Genomic DNA, 2179 nt, shown 5'->3' with positions numbered 1-2179 from the left:
GTCGGGCGCGCGCGTCTGCAGCGCCGTGGCGGCGCGCACGCTGTCGCCGAATTGCCGGTCCAGCCGCGGCGTCATCTCGCTGCAGCCGCTGGCCGTGCACGCCAGCGCCAGGGCCAGCATGGGCGCCAGGATCGATGGGGATTTACTCATGGCGGGGCTCCGGTTGCGCGGTGACGATGGTGCTGCTGGCGGGCGCCGGCTGGCCTTCCATCTGGCCGCGGATGAAGAAGTCGGCCCGGCTTGGCGGCACGTAGCCATCGGTGGGCAGGGGCGGCACGGCCGGCAGCGGTTTTACCAGGTGCGGCGTGACAATGAAGACCAGCTCGCTGCGGTCCGTCTGGAAATCGCTGCTGCGAAACAGCGCGCCCAGCACGGGGATCTCGCCCAGCATGGGCAAGGCCTTGATATTCGTCGTCACATTGTTCTTGATCAAGCCGCCGATGGCAAAGCTCTGGCCATCGAACAGCTGCACCGTGGTGGCGGCGCGCCGCGTGGTGAAGGACGGCAAGATGGCGCTGGCATTCACGCTGCCTGCGGACAGGCCGATGCCGTCGCGGTTCAGCTCGGATACTTCCGGCGCCACCTTCAGGTTGATGCGACCGCCGTCGAGCACGGTCGGCGTGAATTTCACGGCCACGCCGTATTCCTTCTCTTCCAGGGTGATGGTGGGCGTGCCGCCGCTGTTGTTCTGGCTGACGGGAATGAAGACCTTGCCGCCGGCCAAAAAACTCGCTTCCTGGCCGCTGATGGCCATGATGGTGGGCTCGGCGAGGATTTTCACGAGGCCGTCGCGCTTTTGCGCATCGACCTTGATGAAATTGCCGTTCTTGTTGTTGAATGCTTCGATCAGGCTGCGGTTGCCGCTGAGCAGATTCGACAGCAGGGAATGGGTCCAGTTGCCCGCCTGCACATTGACGCCGAGGCTGGCGCCCAGCTGGTCGACCAGGCTTTTCGACACTTCCGCAATTTTCACTTCCAGCATGACTTGCTGCGGCGCCGCGATGGCCAGCATATTGACCACCTTGACGCTGGCCGGCGTGGCCGCCATGGCGCCATCGGCGGGCGTCGCGGCGCTGGCGCCAGCGGCGGGACGGGCCGCGTACGCTTGCGCCAGGGACATGATCTGGCTGGCCTTGACGGCATCGGCCACCGTGCCCGACAGGATCAGGGTATCGGCCGCCGCATGGATGTGCACGGCCTTTTCCTCGGCAAACAGCAGGTCGAGCTGCTGGCGCAGGCCAGCCGTGTCGATGGCCACGCTGAGGTCGATGATGCTCGCCTGTTTGGCGCGGTCCCACAGGATCAGGTTGGTGGTGCCGGGACGCTTGCCCAGCAAATACACTTCATTCGGATTGAGCAGGATCACGTCGGCGATGGCCGCGTCGCCCACGGCCAGGCGGCTGGCGGCAAATGGCAGTGACAGCAATTGCGATTTACCGGCCGACAAGGCGATCAGGCGCGCCAGTGCAGGCGCAGGCGCGGGGTTGGCGGCGGGCGCGGGCGCTGCCGCCTTGGCGGCTTTGCTGCTGGCGCTGGCCCGGGCGCCGTGCGCCGTGTCCGCCAGCGCGCAGGCGGCCAGCGCCAGCAGCAGGGCCGCGCGATTCATGGTGTAGGTCAAAGGATTCCCCGGTGTCTGCGATAGTGAACGTTAAAAATGCTGGGCGCTGCGCTCGAGTCCCTTGATGACGTCGACACGCAGGCCGGGCGCGGGCGCCTGGACGATCTTTGGCGTCGCGCGCTTGCCGCTGGCGGCCGGCACGGCGCTGGCCGCCTTGATGTCGAGCAAGGTCGACTTGGTGGCGCCCTCCGTGTTGACGGGCTGGTCCTCCACCTGGTTGCGCAGCACCAGCGACAGCGTGCCCACGCTGCGTGCCAGGTCGAGTTTTTCCGTCTGCTCCGGCGTCAGTTCCAGGGTCACGGCGTTGACCACCTTGGGCTTGGTATCGTCGCGCGTGGCTTCCTGCGCGATGGCCAGCACGCGTATGCGTTCGAGCACGATTTTCGATATGGCCGGCCCTTGCATGGTGGCATTGCGCAGCGGCTCGCCCTGGGTATTCACCAGCACGTCGACAAAGTTGCCGGGCAGGGCGAAACCGGCTACGCCCACCACGTCGTTGACGCGCACCGTCATGGCGCGCTTGCCGTCGCCCAGCGCCGCCGACAGGCCGCCGACGGTGCC

General features: G+C 66.8%; 2 protein-coding genes. Both read right to left on the bottom strand.

Annotation, left to right across the window (positions count from 1 at the left end; all coding sequences use genetic code 11):
• Window positions 1-142 precede the first annotated feature (142 nt).
• A complete protein-coding gene (locus tag JaAD80_RS28505; protein ID WP_102299534.1) occupies window positions 143-1606 on the bottom strand; it encodes a type II and III secretion system protein family protein in 1464 nt (487 codons plus the stop codon).
• A gap of 42 nt (window positions 1607-1648) precedes the next feature.
• The coding region (gene cpaB, locus JaAD80_RS28500; RefSeq protein ID WP_102299533.1) for a Flp pilus assembly protein CpaB at window positions 1649-2179 on the bottom strand (531 nt) is incomplete at its 5' end.

The organism is Janthinobacterium sp. AD80 (genome assembly GCF_002878455.1).
In the GTDB taxonomy this organism is placed as follows: Bacteria; Pseudomonadota; Gammaproteobacteria; order Burkholderiales; family Burkholderiaceae_D; genus Janthinobacterium.
The sequence above is the reverse complement of the archived record's forward strand: the minus strand, read 5'-3'. Positions and strand labels throughout refer to the sequence as shown.